We start from the raw sequence: 21,217 nt of genomic DNA on the forward strand, positions 1-21,217 counted from the left end.
TGCAAAATTAGCATTTTTACCGCATAGTGCCGAGAATCGGATTGCCCTCTCTCTTCGTAAAGAATTTTAATTCAGTCTGCTGATTTTAGGAATACTGCAAGACTTCTTGCAACCATATTGAACTACAGGACAACAAATACAGGCAAAAATAGCTACCTTTGCTCTTTAATGTGCAAGCTCTGATCTTGCATCGCAAAATGACTAAATCGTAAATAAAACAACGTGTTACCAAAAGAATTCGACATCATCGCAAAAACCTTCCAGGGACTGGAAGAAGTTCTGGCAAAAGAACTAACCGAACTTGGAGCTAATAATATTGAGCTGCAACGCCGTGCCGTAAAATGTACCGGCGACATCAAACTCCTTTATCAGGCAAATTTCCGTTTACGTACCGCATCGCGGATTTTAGTACCAATAGCCACCTTCAAAGCAAACAATCCTGACGAGGTTTACGAACAGGTAAAGCGACTCAACTGGTCGCAATACATGGATGTGAATACTTCATTCGTTATTGATTCCACGGTCTATTCAGACGATTTTCGTCACTCAAAGTTCGTATCCTACCGGGTCAAAGATGCTATCGCCGACTATTTTATGGAACGCTTCAAAAAAAGGCCTTCCGTACAGCTCACGAATCCTGACTTATACATCAACATTCATATAGCGCAAAATAACTGTACGCTTTCACTGGACAGTTCGGGAGAGTCGCTACACAAGCGCGGCTACCGGAGTGACCAAACCGAAGCGCCACTCAACGAAGCATTGGCCGCCGGAATGATTCTACTTTCGGGCTGGCAGGGAGAAACCGACTTCATCGACCCCATGTGCGGATCAGGAACTTTGCTTATCGAAGCCGCTCTTATTGCGCTGAACATTGCCCCCGGCATCTACCGAAACAGCTTTGCATTCGAAAAATGGAAAAACTTCGACGAAGAGCTTTTTGATAACATTTACAACGACGACAGTGCTGAACGGCCTTTTACCCACACTATTTATGGCTCTGACATGTCGATGCGCGCTATCCGCATTGCCGAAGCAAACGTAAAAAGCGCCGGTTTGTCTAAATATATCAAGCTTGAAGTAAAACCAATGCAAGACATCGAAGAGCCGAAAGAACCGTCATTGGTCCTTTTCAACCCGCCTTACGGAGAACGTTTGGTAACAGAAGACCTGATTGGTTTGTACGAAATGATCGGTCGCATCTTAAAACATAAATTCTCAGGCAACAAAGCATGGATTATTAGCTCCAACCTCGAATGTTTGGCTAAAATCGGATTGAAACCTTCCCAAAAGATCAATCTACTGAACGGAGCACTGCCCTGCGAATTCCGATATTACGAATTATTTTCCGGGAAGCGGGATAAATTCCTGCAAGACAGCACCGCCCGGTAACTGAACATTATTTCTGACCTGAAATCCGATTCCGAAAACCACTTTTTAATTGAAAAAATCACACTAACTACAATTAATCATGTCTATTCCCCATTTTTCCAATATCATATTCCGGCAGGCAGAAAAATATCAGGATCGCAACGTCTTCTTCACACGCAACGACGAAAATAAAACCTGGAATCCGATTACGTGGAAGTACTTTGCCGATCAGGTAACAAAAGCTACCCGTTCGCTGATTACTCTAAATACAAAACGAGGAGACCGAATAGGTATCTACACGCAAAATATGGCGGAGAGTTTCTATGTAGACTTTGCCAATTTTGGAATAGGAGCCATTTCCGTCCCGATGTTCGCTACATCATCTGTTTCTCAGATTGCATATATCATCAACGATGCCGGAATAGAGACCCTCTTTGTGGGAGAACAAACTCAATACGACAATGCTCTGAAAGCGGCAGACAATTGCCCGGGACTGGAACGAATCATTGTTTTCGACCCGAACGTAAATCTCCATAACAACGGATTAGCATTCTATTACAAAGATTTTATTGACCTCGGTAGTGCCAGACATGATAAAGAAATTGCCGAACGTCAGGCGCAAGCCTCTCCCGACGATATCGCCATTATCATGTACACTTCGGGTACCACCGGAGAACCCAAAGGCGTTATTCTCAATCACTCCAATTTTCTGGAAGCCATGCGCATTCACGATCTGGCGCTCCCCACTTTCAGCGAAAACGATCGTTCCATCGCATTCCTTCCTCTTTCTCACATCTTTGAAAGAGCGTGGTGCTACTATTGCCTCTACCGGGGAGCAGTCATCTACATCAACCTGCGACCACAGGAAATTCAAACCGCAATCCGCGAAGTGCGCCCCACAGTTATGTGCAGTGTCCCTCGTTTCTGGGAAAAAGTTTACATCGGTGTCAAAGAACAAATCAACTCTTTTAAGCCTTATATGAAAGGCATTGTCACATGGGCGCTGGCTTTGGGCGAAATCTACAACCTGAATTATCTGCGTCAGGAGAAAAAACCTCCATTGTTCCTGAAATTGAAATACAAACTGGTCGACAAGCTAATCTTCTCTAAAGTAAAGAAAACGGTTGGGATAGAAAACGCCAACTTCTTCCCGACTGCCGGAGCCGCACTCGAAGATGGCATCAATATCTTCCTGCGTAGTATGGGAATTCCCATTATAATCGGCTACGGACTAACAGAAAGTACCGCTACTGTATGTTGTTTCCGCCCCACCCGTTATGTCATCGGTTCCGCCGGGAAAATTATGGATGGACTGGAAGCCCGCATTGGCGAGGACAATGAAATACAATTGAAAGGTAAAACCATCACACAGGGCTACTACAAGAAACCTGAAGCCACGGAGGCTGCTTTCATCGACGGATGGTTCAGAACAGGTGATGCCGGAAAAATTGACAGTGAAGGCAACATTACGTTGGTGGAACGCATTAAAGATCTCTTCAAAACATCGAACGGAAAATACATTGCACCACAGCAAATTGAAATGAAGCTGGGGACAAGCAAATACGTCGATCAGGCAGCCGTGATAGGCGACCAACGCAACTATGTAACAGCTATCATAGTCCCGGCATTGCCTGAAGTTGAAAAACTGGCAGCGGAACGAAACATCCGCTATAACCTGATTGATGAATTACTGACACACCCAGATATTATTGCTTTCTACCAAAGTCTCATTGATTCGCTGCAACAAGAAATGGCATCGTATGAGAAAGTCAAAAAGTTCACGCTTATCAAAAAAGGGTTCACCATCGAATCGGGAGAAATGACCTCCACTCTGAAATTGCGCAGGGCCGTTATCATGCAAAACTACCGGAAGCTGATTGACGAAATGTACAAATAGAGAACCAAGAGCAAAGAATAAAGACCTGTATTTATTGAAACAGTCCAATTGTTAATTGTTAATCACTAACTATTAATCACTTATGATCGTTCAGGAAATTTGCACTGCTTTAGAAGATTTTGCTCCGCTGGCGTTACAGGAAAGCTACGACAATGCAGGTTTGCAGGTCGGAAAGCGCAGCGATACCATCAATGGAATTTTAATCTGCATCGACATTACTGAAGATGTAATAGATGAAGCCATCAGACACTGCTGCAACCTGATTATATCTCATCACCCACTCATCTTCAAAGGTCTAAAAAGGTTAACCGGTGACGACTATGTGCAACGCTGTGTAATCAAGGCCATTCAAAACAACATCGCCATCTATTCTGCCCACACAAATCTTGACAGTGTAGCAGAAGGGGTTAACGGACGCATTGCGCAAAAGATCGGACTGACCGACTACCGGATACTGGCTCCGGAAGAAGGAAAACTATTGAAGCTCATAACATTCGTTCCTTTTGCCGAAGCAGACAGAGTACGCGAGTCTCTTTTTGCTGCCGGAGCAGGACAAATCGGCAATTACGATTCATGCAGCTACAACAGCGAAGGTTTCGGAACGTTCAGAGCTGGTGAAAAGTGTAACCCTTTTGTAGGCAAAATCAACAAGCTTCACCACGAACCGGAAATTCGCCTCGAAGTGATCGTCCCGGCTCACCTCAGATTCGACGTTCAACAGGCGCTGATTTCAACTCATCCGTACGAAGAACCAGCTTTCGACTGGATTCCGCTGGCCAACGAATGGCAACAAACCGGAATGGGAATGATTGGTGAACTACCACAACCCGAAGACGAAACCGATTTTTTGAAACGACTGAAAACCACATTCAATGCCGGCACTATCCGGCATACACGCTTACGGGGGAAACAGGTGAAAAAAGTTGCTGTTTGCGGAGGCTCCGGAGCTTCATTACTAAGCACCGCCATTCGGGCAAAAGCAGATATTTTTGTCTCTGCCGACTTTAAGTACCACGATTTCTTCGGAGCCGAAAATCGTATTGTCGTGGCCGACATAGGTCATTATGAATCAGAGCAATTCACAAAAGAGATATTTTTTGAACAAATACAAAAAAAATTGCCTACATTTGCAGTCCGTTTCGCAGAGTGCGATACAAATCCTGTAAACTATTTGTAAGTAAGCACTTTCGGATTCCAAGCGAGTTCCGAACAGCAAGAAAATCAAGAAAAAACGGCACAATAAAACGTAAAATTGTAAATTCAACACCGTTATGGCTACAGAAGCAAAAAGCGAAAAAGAAATTTCAGTCGAAGAAAAATTGAAAGCTCTGTATGAATTGCAAACAGTTGCAACAGAAATCGACAAAATCAAGACTTTGCGTGGTGAATTACCCCTTGAAGTTCAGGATTTGGAAGACGAGATTGCAGGTTTGCAGACCCGTATAGACAACTACACCACTGAAGTTCAGGAACTTCAAAAACAAGCAGCTGCGCACAAAGCCGAAATAACCGAAGCCAAAGCGAAAATTGAAAAATATACAGAACAACAGGACAATGTTCGCAACAACCGCGAATATGATTTTCTGTCAAAAGAAATTGAATTCCAGACTTTGGAAATCGAATTGAGCGAAAAACGCATTCGCGACGCACAGGCAAATATCACTTTCAAAAACGAAGAAATTGCAAAAGCTACTGAACTTCTGAACGAAAGAAATATCGACCTTTCCCAGAAAAAGAGCGAACTCGACGAAATTGTTTCTGAAACCAAACAGGAAGAAGAAAAATTGCGCGAACGTGCAAAAGAAATCGAAGGAATGATCGAACCCCGTTTGCTGACAGCTTTCAAGCGTATTCGCAAGAACGTTCGCAACGGACTTTCTGTAGTTACCATTCAGCGTGATGCTTGTGGTGGTTGTTTCAATAAAATCCCTCCTCAACGACAAATGGAAATTCGCCTTCGCAAAAAAGTTATCGTATGCGAGTATTGCGGACGAATCTTAGTGGATCCTGAAATAGACACACCTTCAGAACCAATGGAATAAACGAATTTTATTCAACTTCAACATAACGCAAGCCTTGCATCCGTATATCTTTTTCAGATATCGATGTGAGGCTTTTGTTTTATTATTAATGTAACAACAATGCAAACAATAGAAGAAATATTTTTGAACAGAACCTCGGTAAGACGTTACGAACGCAAACCGATTGAATCCGAAAAACTGGAGTTCATCTACAAAGCCATTCAGAATACGCCAACCAGCTACAACGGCCAGCAATTTTCAGTTATCTCCATCACTGATCAGGACCTGAAAGTACAGCTTTACGAACTGATAGGACAGAAACAGATAAAAACCTCAGCCGTATTTATGGTATTTTGCGTGGATTTCTACAAGTTACAGCAATTTGCCGCAGCTACTGACACTGAATTCCCCCGTTTTCAGGATACTATGGACGGATTTATGGTAGGCGTCATCGACGCTGCTTTAGCCATGGAGAATGCTGTGATTGCTGCCGAATCGCTGGGATTAGGATCCTGCTGCATCGGCTATACCCGCACAGCAGCTCCGGCAGAGTTGGCAAAAATTCTGCAACTACCAGAAGGAGTTTGCGTTGTTTGCGGACTATCAATTGGATATCCGTCGGAAAAGCCCGACCTGAAACCAAAAATGCCCTTATCGCTGGTAATTCACGAAAACCACTACCGGACAGACGACATCAAGCCTGAGTTATTGGCATACAACGAAGAAGTGACAGCATACAACGCCGTACGTGCCGGTGATAAAACCACCAACGACTGGGGAAAACACATACTGGACTATCATCAAATCGCGATGAAGTATAACATTGAGAAATACACCTGGGATCAAGGATTTCATCTCAAAAAAGACAAAAAATAAGATAACACAACATACACATCTTTGGCTGCCGGGTTTTACATTTAGCAGCCAAATTTGTATCTTTGCACTATACAAATCCACATAACGAGAGATAAGCATTCATCGAAAGACTGAATAATCTACCCGGAAAACTATCGGATCTAAACCGCTTTAACAGACAAAATTGTGAAAACTCTAATAGCTCCATCTATCCTTTCGGTTGATTTCAACAACCTGCAACAATCAATCGACATTGTCAACCGCAGCGAAGCTGACTGGCTTCATCTTGACGTGATGGATGGCGTGTTCGTTCCTAATTTGTCATTTGGTTTTCCTGTGATCGATTCGGTTGCCAAAACCACTCAAAAGCCAATGGACGCTCACCTGATGGTGATAGAGCCTGACAAATACATTGACCGGTTGCGTAAACTTGGCGTAAGCCGCGTTACAGTGCATTACGAAGCTTGTCCTCATTTGCACAGAACAGTTCAGGCAATAAAAAAGGCCGGAATGAAGGCAGGAGTTTCTCTCAATCCACACACACCTGTCGCTCTTCTTGAAGAAATCATCAACGATTTGGATTTGGTGCTTATTATGAGTGTCAATCCCGGATACGGAGGTCAATCATTTATCGAAAATAGTTGTCCAAAGATTGAAAAATTGCGCCAGCTGATCGATACCAAAAAGGCTTCTGCGCTGATTCAGGTAGATGGTGGCGTAAATTTTGAAACCGGAAGACGACTAATCGATAGCGGAGCAAATGTATTGGTTGCCGGCAGTTTTGTCTTTTCGGCAAAAGACCCGATAGATACCATCAATAAACTAAAGAAACTCTGATTATTGTTTCTTTGAATTCATAAAAAAGCCACAATCAAATGCAATACATTTAATTGTGGCTTTTCAATTATCGATAAACTTAAAGATTAGATCTTTTGCTCCAATTGTTGCTCCCGTGGTTTTCGGTCGAAGAATGGATTCTTGGAAGAGGCGCTCACCGGGATGGCATATATCGAGTGACAATCGGCCAAATAGCCCATTTCTTTTATTGCAAACCCTACCGAAAACATTATTCGGGTATCCACCCTCAAATCGGCAGCTGTAGCCACGGCCGAACCGACTGCTATCCCAAGGTCAACCATATTGATTGCGCATGGCATGGCGTCGTTCTGCAATTTCTCGGCACAGGTCGGCACTCCGCAGTAACCGCAATTAAGGCCCTGAACCTGGGTACGGGTACCAATCAAAACAATCACATCGGCCTGAAGTATATTTTCCGAATCCCGTAGCATAAATTTCAGTCCGGTATCTTCGCCCTTTTGGCGCGTCAAAGCCGAAAGCCGCTGAATGTCTTCATCACCGGCCACCAAAGCTATTTCGACAATATCGACCCCCTTACCCTTTGGAGCAGTTCGGGCAGCCGTCATCATCTGTTTGGCTACCGAAATCAGGTACTCCTTACGGCTTTCCCGTTCATTGATCACCATATCAAGCAATTTTAATCTATGAAATAACAGGATCAGAGCCCTCTCGTTGCAACACAAGTGCAGAACGAGCAGGAATATAAAGCTTCAGCCATTCTTTATTATGCGATGCATGAACGGGATCGTACAACGACAAATGTTCTACCGTATCGTCGGACAACCCGAAGCCACCGAATTCTTTTGAATCTGTATCCAAGATAATTTTATATTTGCCCGGTTGAACTAGAATGCCGTAATCAGTATATGAATTTGTTGGATGAAAATTAAAGACAAACAACAGATTCCCTCTTTGATAAGCCAGCATCTGATCGTTACTTTTATCCCAAAGCTGAAAAATAGGAGCAAGGTTAAATCCGGGAACCGATCGGATAAGATCTATCATCGCCTTATCAAAATCGCCCAGATAGTGATACATCAACTTTGTATTATCGACGAGACTCCACTGGCGGCGGGCATATTTATGAGACCAGCCGTTTCCGGACCGCGGGAAATCAATCCACTCCGGATGGCCGAATTCATTACCCATAAAGTTAAGATATGCACCGTTTATTGTTGTCGCCGTAATGAGACGAATCATTTTATGCAATGCAATTCCCCGATCGACCTTAAAGGTAGTATCTCCTTTTTGCATATGCCAGTACATGTCAGAATCGATTAAACGGAAGATGATGGTTTTATCGCCCACCAGCGCCTGATCGTGGCTTTCGGCATAGCTTACGGTTTTTTCACCGAAACGACGGTTGGTTAATTCCCAGAAAATATGACCGGGCTTCCAGTCTTCATCCTTCTTTTCTTTTATCGTTTTAATCCAGAAATCGGGAATACCCATGGCCATTCGATAGTCAAAACCAATTCCCCCATCATGGAAAGATGCAGCCAGTTCGGGCATTCCGCTCATCTCTTCGGCAATAGTCACAGCGAAAGGATTCACCTGATGAATCACGCGATTAGCCAGCGTTAAATAACAAATAGCGTTGTCATCCTGATAGCCGTTATAATAGTCAGCATAATTTGAAAAAGATTCTCCCAAACCATGGCTATAATAAAGCATTGAAGTAACCCCATCGAAACGGAAACCATCGAAATGGTATTCTTCGAGCCAATATTTGCAATTGGACAGTAAGAAATGCAGCACTTCATTCTTCCCGTAATCAAAGCAAAGCGAATCCCATGCCGGATGTTCTCTCTTGGCATCTGCATAAAAATATTGATCGGGAGTGCCATCAAAACGCCCCAAGCCTTCAATTTCATTTTTTACGGCATGAGAGTGGACAATATCCATAATAACGCAAATGCCCAAGGAATGTGCCTCATCTATCAAAGCTTTCAGTTCTTCGGGAGTACCAAAACGCGAAGATGCCGCAAAGAAACTGGAGACATGATATCCGAACGATCCGTAGTAAGGATGTTCCTGTACGGCCATGATCTGAATACAATTGTATCCCATTTTGGCGATACGGGGCAAAATACTTTCGCGGAAAGAGTTGTATGTTGAAACTTTTTCGGCTTCTCCCGACATACCAATGTGACATTCGTATATCAGAAGCGGATCGGTTGTCGGCTTAAAGTCGGTTATTTTGAATTTATAGCGAAATTCAGGGCTCCATACCTGCGCACTAAACACCTTGGTTTCCTCATCCTGCACAACACGTTGCGCCCAGGCCGGAATGCGTTCCCCGCTACCTCCGTCCCATTGAACAATGAGTTTATAAAGATCACCATGCTTTACCGCTTTAGCCGGCAATTGAAGTTCCCAAACACCATTATCGGTTTTCTTCAACTGATATTCGGAGCTTTGTTTCCAACCATTAAAGTCGCCAACCATAAAAATAGCAGTAGCATTAGGAGCCCATTCCCGGAAGACCCAGCCCTGTTCAGTGCGATGCAAGCCGAAAAAGAGATGGCCGGTAGCAAAATCAGACAGATTTATTTTGCCGCCAGTCAGTTCCATTTCTTTATCAATAGCGTGCTGATGCCTGCCTTCCAAAGCTGAAGAATAAGGTTCAAGCCATGGATCATTTTCTATGATTTTCAGTTTCTGCATGGAATTATTTTTTGAACTCAACATTAAAATAGTTGTGTAACCATTAACAACGGACTACACCAACACTTTGATCACTAATTTACGGATAGCACCTTCACCAATACAAGGAGCATGGCCGTCGTGCGGAAAGAAAGCAACAAACTGACCCGGTTCCACTTTAACATAAGCCGAAGGTTTATCAGTAAAGAACGTAATATCTTTTGTTTCGTTATAGCCATCGGGAGAATTCTTGCAATCACCTACGGGAAGGAATCCCATCGTTTCAGGAGCTGTTAACGGCAACTGAATATCAATATATTTTGCATGAGTTTCGATGCGGGCTGCCTCCGGTGTTTTACCTGTAATATCTGACACTGAAATAAACAGTTTGTCTCCATCGAGAACAATTTTACCCGCCGGAGCCTGTGTTAAATCATTTTGTTTTACATATTCAAATGCCTGATGAAAAAGTGGGTGCAGAGCTTCATACTGAGCGCTGTCTGCCAAAGATGCTAAAATCATATTGTAGTTTTTGTTTCGTCATGACAAGCATGACAAATAAGGATTAATGACAATTCGTCTAAATTAACTGTGTTACAAAAATAGCATCTTTGAGTTACAACTGCAAGCCTTAAGAGAGCCAATAATATCAATTTTTCAATCAGGAATGTGTTTATATTTCAATTTGCAAATTCAACACCCTCACAAAACAGGCCCACAACAAAGAAACGACCCCATATTTTCAGATACAGCATCCAAAAACATGGGGTTATTTCCAAAATTAATGATAAATCCGGGATTCTTACCCCAAATTCAGCACCTCATCCACCGTAAAGTTCAAAAAGCGGTTTACCGGCTGGAGATACTTATAAAATTCGATTAATTGAGGCACAATTTCCGTCTGCGAATAGAATTCATCGGGAATATTTCGTCCGAAAGCATAGTGCTTATACTTGAGCAATTCGCCTTGCTCCCAATCTTTCGGGAACCCAAGCGGCACTTTTTTCAGTTTATCGTCTTCTCCATACATATCGGGAAATACAGAGGCAAAAGGCTTGCCCGTAATTTCGAGCCACTCGTCGATATTCTCGTAAATAGCCTGTCGCAAGGCTTTCAAAACAACAGCATCGGGCATATAAATACCCCCGCTGATAAATGAATTGCCTGGTTCGAGGTGCAAATAGTAGCCTGCCCGTGGACTTTTGCGCCCGCCTTTGGAAGCCATATAGGCTCCGAAGTGCGATTTGTAAGGCGTTTTATCAGGCGAAAACCGAGTATCGCGATAAAGACGGAAGATGCAATTTTTGGCATCCAACCCCTTGATTTCGGGATCGAAGGCAGATATTTCCTCAATAACATCCTGTGTCAGTTTCTCAAAATCTTTTTGCAACTCCTTGCAGTAATCCTTCTGCGAGGCAAACCACTCGCGGCTGTTATTATCCCTCAACTGTGTGAGAAATTGTAATATTTCGGCTGTTCTCATTGTTTCAGTGTTTAGTATTGAAAAACAAAGGTAGAAAAAAAACAATGAGAATGGAATGCATTGCTTTCTTTCCGTCGTCCAGAACAGCTCAGCAGAATCATACTACAGCTTCCAGGTCAACGATAAATTAAGAATGCGACCTTCAATCGGAGCCCAGAGTTGCCGCATCTGCGGGTTGTCAAAGGTGCCGTCGAAGATAGGTTCGTAGCGACTCTGACGAACATTCATCAGGTTCTCTCCATTGAGCACCGCCGTCAGATGGCCAGCGCTATATTTCAGCATGGCAGCCATAATATAGTAGGCCTTGGTAGGTTGATAGTCCTGATTGATTTGCCCGGCCACCAGCGAATTTTCAAGGCCCACACTCCAGTTCTTACTCAGTTCATACATCATCGTGTTCGACAGGTTATGCTGCGGTGTGCAGATGGGTTGCTGGTGTTCGGCGTTGTAGAGTTTGTTGACATGCGTGTAGACATAACTGAGATAAACCTCCCAATCGCCCACGGTCAGTCGCATGTAGGTTTGAGCGCCAAGTGTCCGAAGAGCTTTCGGCGCATTGTAAAGCGTCACGCCGGCAGTTCCGGGCAAACTGTCGACCGGAGAGTTGATAAACGAAGCAAAAAATGCCTGATTCAGGTTGATCGTCACATCGCCGATGCGTTTCTGAAAATTAACATCAGCATTCAGCCCGTGCGAGCGTTCCGGTTTCAGCCCCGACACCGAAGTCAGACGGTTCAAGTCCTGTTCCAGATCGATATAGTTGAGCGGATTAGGAGTCATATAACCCAATCCACCGTTGACACGCGCCGTCCACTCCTTGCTGAACTTGTACATCACCGAAAGGCGTGGTAACACAAACCAGCCGTATTTGTTCTGGTAATCGACCCGCACACCGCTTTCGATAGTGAGCGCCGGCACCGGATTGTAGGTATTTTGCACAAAACCGCCGAGGGTATTGTAGGAATAACCATTGAGAGGAATCAGAGCCGAACGGTTGTGAAACTGATCGCCATTAAAATTTGCTCCGATCACCCAGTTCATTTTATCGAACTGACGGAAATAAGAGAGCTCCGAATAATAAAGCAACTGGTTGGCCCGGAAATTATAATCGCGGGTGTCGATAGTTTGGTCGAGATTGCTGCCGCTCGCTTTGACAGTAATATTGCTGGTTGGCGACAGGTTGTTCACATATTTGGCCGTCACGCTATGCCGGTCCGACTGCGTACCCACGTGATAGTACGCCCCGTTGCCCGACGAAAGGTAGCGCATGTCCCCACCCTTTCGGTTGTCGAACGTTCCGGTATAATCCACGGTCAACGTGGAGCGTGGATCAAGGTAAAACTGGAATTTCGGATGAATCACCGTGCTGCGCACCCTTGACGATTCGCTCAGTCCGTCACCGTTCACATCCGTTGCCTGCCGCCAGGTCTGCCCGGCAAACAGCGTATATCCGAAAGTCTTGTACTTCTTCGCCATGTAGGCATTCAGGTTGGTCTCGTGCAACGACGTTTCGTTGATCGTAGCACTAAGCTCCTGCTGCGGCGTAGGGTCTTTGCTCACCAAATTGATGATACCGCCGATGGCATCACCGCCGTACAGGGTAGAACAAGAGCCTTTGATAATTTCGATCTGTTTCAGGTCGAGTGGCGGCACCTGCATTATACCGAAATTACCCGACAGTCCACCATAGAGCGGCAGTCCGTCTTTCAGCAACTGGGTGTAACGACCGTTCAGGCCCTGAATACGCGCATAGGTATTACCCGACGCGGCGCTCACTTCCTGCATCTGAATTCCGGCAATATCACCCAGCAGGCTCGAAATGTTGCCCGGCATAATCCCATTTTCCTCTTGCGTATCTTCCAGTCCCAACACCTCGATGCGGGTAGGAATGGCCTCGATGCGCGAGTTGGTACGCACCGATGTAACAGTTACCTCGTCGAGATGCTCCGATGCCGGTTGCAACAACACCTCCTGTAGACCGGGCTTGTCCACTTTGATTTCTGCTATTTCGTAGCCCACATATTGCACCTTGAGCAATGCCGGAAATGTGCCGGAAATATTCAGCGTCGCAACACCCTTTCCATCAGTTACAGCGCCCGTCGATGTATCTGACACCGTCACGGCCGCACCGATTAACGTTTCCTTCGTTTGCGCATCCTTCACGCTCACTGACACCTGTTGTTGTGCAAAAAGCGCGCACTGACACACCAGGCCAAACAGTAACAATAACTTCTTCATCTATTTGAACTATTTAGAAAATTTAATGCTGCAAAATTAGAATGCAACTTTGGAGAAAATTGGGAATTTCCGGGCAAAACATCCCTTTTCTCAAAAAACAGTGGAATTATCGCAAAGTGAGGGTTAAGCAATGTACGCCTTCCAGGCAAGTATAATCGATCGACAAAGAAGAGACTTTGCAAATTTCAGCCACAATAGACAAACCCAGTCCACTGGAATCCTTCGTGACGCCCTCTTTAGCAAAACGAGAAAACAGGTTCCGGGGATCTCCTTGCAATACTTTCCCCGTGTTTTTAAGAATCAGCTGCGAATCCTGTGACGTAACGCGGATAAATCCGTCATCAACATTATGCTTAATGGCATTTCCCAGCAGGTTGGTCACCAGCAGATCAGCTAGTAAAGGATTCATATTGACCACAAACGGAATTTGCAAATCACGCACCAGCTCGATATTGCGCATTGCCAGTAATTCAACCAGCTCGTCCAACCGCTCTGCAACCAAAGCGCTCAGATCAATGCTGCGTTTTTCCACAAACTGGTTGTTCTCTATTTTGGAAAGCAGGAGTAATGTCTGTCCCAGTTTCGACACCCGAGAGGCTGCGTCATAAGCCGTTTGGACCTGTTTGCGATGATCTTCGGATAAGCTCCGGTCGGTCAATAACGTTTCCAGCTTCGATTTCACTACAGCCAGCGGCGTCTGCATTTCGTGCGACGCGTTCTCAGAGAATTTTTTTAGGTTGGCATAATCATCCGTCATTTTCCGCATCATCTGGCTCAGCTCTTTGTTCATCTGATCGAACTCATCAATCGTCGACGATGGCAATCCCTTCTCCGTTATTTGATCCACTTTAAAATCCTTCAATTCTTTCAAGGTTCGATAAAAAGGATTCCAGATGGTAGCCGACAACTTACGGTTAAGGAAGTAAAGCGCCAGAATAATGAGAACAAACGTACCCAGCATAAACCAAAACGCTAACCCCACAAAATCGTCGGCCTCCAGATGTGACAACACCAGCGTAACCTTGTACGTTTTTCCATTTACCCTGTCCGGGAAAACCAGTTTGCGAGCCGGCACCATGCTTTTTTCGCTCGCGGCATAAATGGTGGTATCCGAAAATTGCCGTTCGACGTTTTGCCCGTTCGACGGCTGTATGTCAATTGTTTGATCGGGAGAGTGAAAAGGAAGAGCTATCTTGTTCTGATGCAACGAAGACTGCACGGTTTCTGCCCGGTTCGAGAGTATCTCGTCAATATTAAAATCGATTACCGCGGTGAGAATAAAGTAGAGTCCGCACCCGGCCACCACAAATACAAGCAGCAGCAAGGTAATAAATCGCCGGTTTATTTTTGTCTGGAGTTTCATGCTTTATCCGTTTGAAACATATAACCAATGCCATATACGTTTTTAAAGTAATCGACGCCCGTTTTTTCGAGCAACTTCCGACGTAAGTTTTTGATTTGCGAATAGACGAAATCGAAGGTATCGGCGGCATCAGCAAAATCGCCCCACAGGTGTTCGGCAATGGATTCTTTGGTCAACACCCGGTTGGCATTTGCCGCAAAAAAGGCCAGCAAATCAAACTCTTTTTTGGTAAGCGCAACCGCTTCGTTGTCAAAGAAGACCTGACGTGATTCGGGGAGTATTTTCAACCGTTCAATATTGACTTCAATTTTACCGTCATACTTTACCCGTCGCAAAATCGACTTGATGCGTGCATTCAGTTCTGCCAGATGAAACGGTTTGGCCAGATAGTCATCCGCACCCAATTCGAGACCGGCAACCTTATCGTCCAGTGAGTTTCGAGCCGAAATTACCAGTACGCCGGTAGTCGGTGCTATCTTTTTGATTTCACGGATCAGTTGCAGGCCGCTTCCGTCGGGCAATCCGATGTCGACCAGCACACAATCATACTCGTAGTCGGACACCTTATTCAAAGCCACATTGAGCCGGGTTGCCTGTTCGCACTGGTAACCTTCCTCTTCCAGAAAACTCACAATGGTTTCCCTCAGTCCGTCTTCATCTTCAACCACTAACAATTTCATTGCGATGCAAAGGTAAGATTCAATTTTGGAGAAAATTAGAAATTGCCGGAATTTCTACCCGCAAAAAAAGAAGCCCCTGTAAAAAACAGAGGCTTCCGAGTCTCACAAAGAGATATTATTATACGCCTACCGATACTCCGGCTTTGAACCAACGCCCGGGTTGTGGCAGGTTACCGAAGTCGAAATAGGTTGTGTTGAACAAATTGGTGGCCTCAGCAAAAATCCTGTAGTGCTTTTCTTTCCATTGCAACTTCAGATCGCATAGTAGATAGGCTTTGAACTGCGTTTCCTTATTCGTAGCCACATTCACGTAGGTTCCTGCCCGGTCATTGAGGCTTAGTTGCCATGCTGCCGACAACTTGCCGAAAAGGGGTTGAGAAATGCGCATCTTAGCCTGATGACGAAGATAATCGGTAGAATAAGACGAAATATACTGGCTGCTGCCCTTCGAGACATGCAGATAAGTATAATCGAGGTGGATGTTATCGATCCATCTCCAGACAGGACGGTAATCGATTGCCAGCTCACTGCCGAGCGAATTGACATCGGTCAGGTTTTCGCTATGCCACACCAACTCGTTGGGCAAACGCACCCAGTCGATGATATTGTGTCCGTAACGTTTGAAGCCGGCCACTCGAATTGTCCATCGGTCGGGAGTCCACAACAAATGCACATCCACATTAAAGGCATCTTCCGGTTTCAGATCAGGATTACCGTGCTGTGTTGTGCTCTGGTAATAGAGGTCGGTAAAGGTAGGCATCCGGTACGAGTTGTGCAGCCACGTACCCAGCGTCAGTTTGGGCGTAACGGCATAATCGACGTTACCTCCGGCATAAAAATGGAACCCGTAATCGTCGTTTCCGCTTCCCATGGCGCCAAGGCTGACTATCCATTGTTCCCACTCTTTCACCTGCTTCACCGACACGCTACCGATGCGACGTTCGGCCGACTTGGTAAATACCCTGGCATCCGAATAGGGATCGAAATGCGGAGTGTTGAGCGGCGTTCCCAGCGTGTTACTGAAGATATGTTCAGAGCGAAGGTCTCCAGCCAGTGAGGTCACCCCACCCCACCACGAGTAACTGGCCTGCGCCGAAATGCCCATCACGTCGGTTAGGTGATAGTTGGGCGAAACGTACCACGGTGGAGCAGGAACACCCTCGCGAAAGAGGGCGAACATGTCGTGATGGCGGCGATAATAGGCCGAGGTCATCAGCTTCCAGTGGCGGGTTTGTTTTTTATATTGCAACGAAGCAATCAGAGACCGGGTCTCTTCGTACTGGTCGAGATATTTCGGAGAGTAAAACGTGTTGGCTCCGAAATCTTTCGACTGCATGCCCAGTTGCAACGAAAACTGTCCGATGCGGTTGTCGATAAACCGCACATCGGTATATGCGTTGAAAATTTTAAAGTCAGAATCATGAGCAAAACCGTCACTGCGAGTACCGTTGACAGCTGCCGTTACGCGCCATGGGCCGGTATTAAGATAGCCCGAAGTGCTTCCCTGCCGGTAACCAAAGTCACCGCCGGAAATCTGCGCGTTGAATCCGTTATGGATAATTTGTTTGGTGACAATATTGATAGCGCCGCTGAAAGCGATAGCTCCTGCCGTCCAGGCACCCGGTCCGTAGAGAATCTCCACGCGTTCTATCAAGTTAATGTCTAAAGGCATGTCTAAATTGAAGTGTCCCGTTTGGGGATCGGTGAAGTTGACACCGTTGAGAAGGATGGCGGTTTGATCGAAGGTTCCGCCGCGAAGACTAATATCGGCCTGTACATTTTCAGTTCCGCGGGTACGCAGGTCGACTCCCTGAACGTAGCGCAACAGGCCCTGAACGTTTTGTACCGCCGCTTGCTCAATTTCCTTACGGGTAAGCACGGCAACCACTTTCACCAACTGTTGGGTTGTCGGTGGCAGATCGCTGTTAATTTGCACCTCTTCCAGCTGAAACACCGGATCAGGAGCTGTTTTTACATTTTCCTGTGCCACGGCTTTCTGATTGGCCGTTGTGAGCATAGCTGCGCCCAGCACACCGATTTTCACCGTAACACTTAAACTGTTGAACACTGCGTAAGGTGTTCTTGCCCATCGTCGAAAACAGGGCAGACACCGTTCTTTCTGCATTTTTTTCATTCGTAAATTATTAAGTTAAACAATACCACCGGATCTGTTTTCCGGCGTTTTTCCTACTCATTCAGCATTCTTTTTACATATTCGGGAGGCTCTGGCGCACCCATCAAAAAGTCGCCTCTTTTGTTGAGAGACAACGCCCAGCGGTCGAGCCACGAACTACCGAAAGTTCCATATACCGTCACCGGAATCTTATAAGCCGGATCTTTCAACACCTTGTCGATAGGCTGAAAATCGTATCCGTTTTTCCTGAAAATGGCGATGATGTCATTCATATATTCGGAGTTCAGCATACTGGCATGCAGCAAAATCACCTGATTCATTGTTCGTCCGAACAAACCTACCGATTCTTTTTCGAAGTGCTTTATATCCTGATCGATGTAAACAAGATAATCACTCACAATTTTCTTCATCAAAGCCGCATCTTTCTTTTGTTTGGCCTTATAATAAGCATAGGCAAACGCATAATCCTCACTGTCGATGGTGATGGGAGCCGTAGTATAACCGTGTTCCGTCAGGAAACTAGCCAGTGAGTCGGCGCGGGCTTTGGTTGTTCCCACGTGCAGATAAGGATGGCGAAAATACTTCTTCTTTTGTCCGTATTTTTTGAGCAACTCTTTGGAGATAATTTCTCCTTTCAGTATGTCGTGAGAAAAAGCCTTAAATGATTCGGTATTGTAATCGGGGTGAGAGAAGGTGTGGTTGCCAAGCATCAAACCGTTTCCCAGCCATTTGTCGAGAAGATGAATCTGGAACGACATTGGTTTGTTCACATAGTTGTAGAGCTTATTTTCGTTTACAAACCCGATAGCCGGCACCTTATTTTTCTTCAGAGAAACAATCAGGTTATCCATAATCCGTTGCTGAACGACCGTATCGTACGGGCCGTAATCAACCACCGGCAGGTCGTCTATAGAAATGCACACATGCTTTTTTTGCCCAAAAGCAATCACACTCACAAAAATCAACAGCAACAATAATCGGGATCTCATACTCTTTATTTTAGGAAGAGACAAAGATACAAAAGTCAAAAGTAATTTTATGCAAAAAAGAGGTAAGCAACAATAATTGCGGCAATAGCTCCGGCAAGGTCGGCAATGAGTCCCGCCGAGATGGCATAACGCGTTTTGGTTACACCCACCGAGCCAAAATAAAGAGCCACAATATAAAAGGTAGTATCGGCTGCGCCCTGAAAAATACAGGAGAGATGACCGGCAAACGAGTCGGGACCGTAGGTTTTCATGGTTTCAACCATCAGCGCCTTGGCACCGCTACCGCTCAACGGCTTCATAAAAGCATTGGGCAATGCAGCCACAAAATCGGTATTCAATCCCATCAGATGAAACAAACTTGCAATGCCGTTAATGATCATATCCATAGCACCCGAAGCACGAAAAGCTCCGATGGCCACCAACATTCCGACCAGATACGGAATCGTCTTGACGGCGGTTTCAAAACCCTGCTTGGCTCCTTCAATAAATGCTTCGTAAACGTTTACTTTCCGCACCAGTCCTCCGATAAGAAACGTAGCAATAATCAATAGCAAAAGAGAATTTCCTGTAATACTCGATGCAACCGACATTTGCTGACTATCGAGACGTGAGAAACCGAAAACAATCAATCCGATAATAAACGTAATAGCTCCCAACCACCCAATAACCGTACGATTGAGCAAATTGAGCCGCTGACGAATACCCACATATAAAATTGCCGTAAGAGTCGAAACGTAAGTAGCAATCAACACCGGCACCAGAATATCTGCCGGATTAACAGCACCCAAAATGGCACGCTGTGCAATAATATTGATCGGAAGAAGGGTGAGACCCGCCGTGTTCAATGCCAGAAACATAATCTGCGCATTCGAAGCAGTATCTTTGTTGGGGTTTAGTTCCTGCAGGCTTTGCATCGCTTTCAGCCCGATAGGCGTAGCTGCATTGTCGAGTCCCAGCATATTGGCTGAATAGTTCATCACCAACTGACCGCTGGCCGGATGCCCCTTGGGGATTTCGGGATATAGCTTCGAAAAGAATGGCCCCACAATGCGGGACACAAAACGGATGGCACCTGCCTTTTCCCCGATATTCATCAGCCCCAGCCACAAAGTCATCACGCCCGCCAAAGGCAGAGCGATGTCCATCACAGAGAACTTGGCCATCTCGAAAGTCGACTTCACCACCTTTTCAAAAATGACAAAATCGCCGGTAAAAATAAACTGAAGAGTAGCGACGAGAAACGCAATGAGGAAAAATCCAATCCAGATATAATTGAGCATGAGGAAATAATATTCTGATTACAATTCAACTCACAAACAAAGCTTTCCGATAGCAATTTATCGTCAAAATGAGCACTTTGCTTATACTCCTGCAAATGTAACGATTGTTTTTTGATGTAACAAGTCAAAGAACCAACCCACAAACACCCCTTTTTGTGATAAAAATTCTTCTCCCGGCAGTAACTCCCCCAAATTTTTGCAAAAGATGTTTGATATTGAATAAAATGTACGTATGTTTGTGATTATCAAAAACCTTAAAGCTACAAATTATGATAGATCTCTCAACGACTTATATGGGATTGCAACTGCGCAACCCGATTATTGCCGGCAGTTCCGGCCTGATGAACAATGTTGAATATCTGAAAGAACTCGAAGAAGCCGGAGCCGGGGCTGTCGTCCTCAAGTCGATTTTTGAGGAACAGATTCGCCACGAGTCAGAGAGTTTCCTGCAATCCGATCACGAAAAAGCGCGTGAATGGAAGACCACGTTTAACGAGGCCGTTCAGCAACACCCCTACGCATACGAAGAGGCGGAGGCTTATGTCAACAGCTTTGCAAAAGAACATACTCTGGATCGCTACCTCGCTTTTGTAGCAAAAGCCAAGCAGACCCTGAAGATTCCGGTCATTGCAAGTATTCACTGTGTTTCGCAATACGACTGGAGCTATTTTGCCAAACGCATTCAGGAAGCCGGAGCCGATGCCCTCGAACTGAATATCTACGTGCTTCCGTCGGACATCAAACGAAGCGGTGCCGAAAACGAACAGGTCTACTTTGATGTAGCTGAACAGGTAAAACAGCAGGTCACTATCCCGTTTTCACTCAAAATAGGGTACTATTTTTCGAGCGTGGTGCACACCATCACTAAGCTGAGCGAATCGGGTGCGTCCGGTCTTGTATTGTTCAACCGACCCTATCATCCCGACATTGATATCCGCGAGCTGGAAATCTCTACCGGACAGGTTTGTACCACTTTCGACGACTACCTGCACACCCTGCGCTGGGTGGCAATTTTGTCCGGAATGGTCAAATGCGATATCTGTGCTTCTACCGGCATTCACAGCTACGACGTTGTTATTAAGCAGATATTGGCGGGAGCTTCCGTCATTCAGATTGCTTCGGCGCTTTACAAACAAGGCCCCGACGTGATTCCCGGCATGTTGAAAGGCATAAAGACATGGATGGAAATCCACAATTTCGAAACCATCGACCAATTCAAGGGAATGTTCAGCCAGAAAAACATAGAGAATCCGGCTGCATTTGAAAGGGTACAGTTTATGAAACTCTATTCCAGAATAGAATAACATAGCTTAGCACACGGAATACACTGATTAGACGAATGAACACTGTACATTATGACCAGCTCATCTCCGTTAATTCTGTGTATTCTGTGTGCTATTTT

Annotated in this window: 16 protein-coding genes and 1 pseudogene; 7 read left to right on the top strand and 10 right to left on the bottom strand. The window is 45.2% G+C overall.

Translation table 11 applies throughout. The annotated features are described in order from the left end of the window. Positions 1 to 222: 222 nt before the first annotated feature. From PJIAN_RS00050 to rpe, 6 genes and pseudogenes are all read left to right on the top strand, one after another. Positions 223 to 1,389, top strand: a pseudogene (locus PJIAN_RS00050) (THUMP domain-containing class I SAM-dependent RNA methyltransferase); the annotation flags it as partial. Positions 1,390 to 1,471: 82 nt separating this feature from the next. Next, entirely contained in the window at positions 1,472 to 3,268 is a 1,797-nt protein-coding gene (locus PJIAN_RS00055; protein ID WP_068700996.1) for an AMP-dependent synthetase/ligase, read from the top strand. Positions 3,269 to 3,350: 82 nt separating this feature from the next. After that, on the top strand, positions 3,351 to 4,445 hold the full coding sequence (locus tag PJIAN_RS00060) for a Nif3-like dinuclear metal center hexameric protein (RefSeq protein WP_068700997.1): 1,095 nt from the start codon (positions 3,351 to 3,353) through the stop codon (positions 4,443 to 4,445). Between the two features lie 94 nt (positions 4,446 to 4,539). Next, complete coding sequence (locus PJIAN_RS00065; RefSeq protein WP_068700998.1) at positions 4,540 to 5,310, top strand: zinc ribbon domain-containing protein; 771 nt, start codon at positions 4,540 to 4,542, stop codon at positions 5,308 to 5,310. Between the two features lie 99 nt (positions 5,311 to 5,409). Further along, positions 5,410 to 6,165 (top strand): nitroreductase family protein, encoded by a 756-nt coding sequence (locus tag PJIAN_RS00070; protein WP_068700999.1) that lies wholly within the window; start codon positions 5,410 to 5,412, stop codon positions 6,163 to 6,165. A gap of 165 nt (positions 6,166 to 6,330) precedes the next feature. Then, a complete protein-coding gene (rpe, locus tag PJIAN_RS00075) occupies positions 6,331 to 6,981 on the top strand; it encodes a ribulose-phosphate 3-epimerase (protein WP_068701000.1) in 651 nt (216 codons plus the stop codon). Between the two features lie 86 nt (positions 6,982 to 7,067). Here the strand turns inward: rpe and PJIAN_RS00080 are convergent, their stop codons facing one another. The 10 genes from PJIAN_RS00080 to PJIAN_RS00125 form a co-directional block, all read right to left on the bottom strand. Then, positions 7,068 to 7,628: a ferredoxin domain-containing protein gene (locus tag PJIAN_RS00080; RefSeq protein ID WP_068701001.1), complete on the bottom strand. Its 561-nt coding sequence runs from the start codon at positions 7,626 to 7,628 to the stop codon at positions 7,068 to 7,070. Positions 7,629 to 7,644: 16 nt separating this feature from the next. Continuing rightward, entirely contained in the window at positions 7,645 to 9,669 is a 2,025-nt protein-coding gene (locus PJIAN_RS00085; RefSeq protein ID WP_068702625.1) for an alpha amylase C-terminal domain-containing protein, read from the bottom strand. Between the two features lie 54 nt (positions 9,670 to 9,723). Further along, a complete protein-coding gene (locus PJIAN_RS00090) occupies positions 9,724 to 10,170 on the bottom strand; it encodes a NanQ anomerase/TabA/YiaL family protein (protein WP_068701002.1) in 447 nt (148 codons plus the stop codon). 280 nt (positions 10,171 to 10,450) lie between these two features. Further along, the gene (locus PJIAN_RS00095; RefSeq protein WP_068701003.1) at positions 10,451 to 11,131 is read right to left on the bottom strand and encodes a DUF2461 domain-containing protein; all 681 of its coding nucleotides are present in this window, start codon (positions 11,129 to 11,131) and stop codon (positions 10,451 to 10,453) included. 102 nt (positions 11,132 to 11,233) lie between these two features. Further along, positions 11,234 to 13,369, bottom strand: coding sequence for a TonB-dependent receptor (locus PJIAN_RS00100; RefSeq protein WP_068701004.1), 2,136 nt, complete (start codon positions 13,367 to 13,369; stop codon positions 11,234 to 11,236). Positions 13,370 to 13,475: 106 nt separating this feature from the next. Next, complete coding sequence (locus tag PJIAN_RS00105; protein WP_068701005.1) at positions 13,476 to 14,732, bottom strand: sensor histidine kinase; 1,257 nt, start codon at positions 14,730 to 14,732, stop codon at positions 13,476 to 13,478. Further along, positions 14,729 to 15,412 carry a response regulator transcription factor gene (locus PJIAN_RS00110; RefSeq protein ID WP_068701006.1) on the bottom strand — a complete coding sequence of 228 codons (684 nt, stop codon included), beginning with the start codon at positions 15,410 to 15,412 and terminating at the stop codon, positions 14,729 to 14,731. Before PJIAN_RS00110 ends, PJIAN_RS00105 begins: the two co-directional genes overlap by 4 nt. A gap of 118 nt (positions 15,413 to 15,530) precedes the next feature. Then, positions 15,531 to 17,546 (bottom strand): TonB-dependent receptor, encoded by a 2,016-nt coding sequence (locus tag PJIAN_RS00115; RefSeq protein WP_068701007.1) that lies wholly within the window; start codon positions 17,544 to 17,546, stop codon positions 15,531 to 15,533. Between the two features lie 53 nt (positions 17,547 to 17,599). Then, positions 17,600 to 18,535 (bottom strand): polysaccharide deacetylase family protein, encoded by a 936-nt coding sequence (locus PJIAN_RS00120; protein ID WP_068701008.1) that lies wholly within the window; start codon positions 18,533 to 18,535, stop codon positions 17,600 to 17,602. 47 nt (positions 18,536 to 18,582) lie between these two features. Continuing rightward, on the bottom strand, positions 18,583 to 19,815 hold the full coding sequence (locus tag PJIAN_RS00125; RefSeq protein ID WP_068701009.1) for a nucleoside recognition domain-containing protein: 1,233 nt from the start codon (positions 19,813 to 19,815) through the stop codon (positions 18,583 to 18,585). A 269-nt stretch (positions 19,816 to 20,084) separates the two neighbouring features. Here PJIAN_RS00125 and PJIAN_RS00130 point away from each other — a divergent pair, with 269 nt between their 5' ends. Next, complete coding sequence (locus PJIAN_RS00130; RefSeq protein WP_068701010.1) at positions 20,085 to 21,119, top strand: dihydroorotate dehydrogenase-like protein; 1,035 nt, start codon at positions 20,085 to 20,087, stop codon at positions 21,117 to 21,119. Positions 21,120 to 21,217: the final 98 nt, after the last annotated feature.

The sequence above is a fragment of the Paludibacter jiangxiensis genome, from assembly GCF_001618385.1.
In the GTDB taxonomy this organism is placed as follows: domain Bacteria; phylum Bacteroidota; class Bacteroidia; order Bacteroidales; family Paludibacteraceae; genus Microbacter; species Microbacter jiangxiensis.